The sequence below is a fragment of the Psychrobacter sp. 1Y4 genome, assembly GCF_051847555.1.
On the sequence record NZ_JBPYDE010001045.1, the window covers coordinates 1 to 542 of the forward strand.

1 pseudogene is annotated in these 542 nt (G+C 47.0%); it reads left to right on the top strand.

The features are described 5' to 3' along the window. Positions 1 to 542 (top strand): annotated as a pseudogene (locus ACS8FC_RS20325) (translocation/assembly module TamB domain-containing protein); the annotation flags it as partial.

The following is a 542-nucleotide window of genomic DNA, read 5'->3' on the forward strand; positions in this document are numbered from 1 at the left end:
CCTAACATCGGCAATATTGATAGTCCTCGCGGTCAGGCCGATGTCATCGTTCGTGGTTCAAACCTATCCGTCGATGCCAATGCTGTTATCAATGAACTTAATGCTGCACCTAAAGGCAATTATGACGTGCGCTTGCGTAAAGCAGGTGACGTTATTGACATCAATCGACTCAATTATGATGGCATCGTAGGCGATCTGTCAGGCACCGGACAGATTCAGCTAGCAAATAAAAACCGCCCACTGGCGTGGCAAATCGATGCAGTGACCAAGGGTTTATTGCCTAAAGAGTACCGTAGTGACTTACCACTTGAGCGTTTAACAGGGCGCTTGAGTGCTCGTGGTCGATTGCTAAATATCAGAAAAAATGGTGTTAACGGTCAGCGTCATGTGATTACTGTCAATAATACTGACTTGCAGGCACAACTTGATGCCACGCAAAACGGTCGCACAATCGGTATAACAGGTAGCGGTGATGCCAGTGTCGATATCGTGGGTGGTGAGTTGTCTGTATTTGACGCACGTTTTGATGGTCAGATCGATAC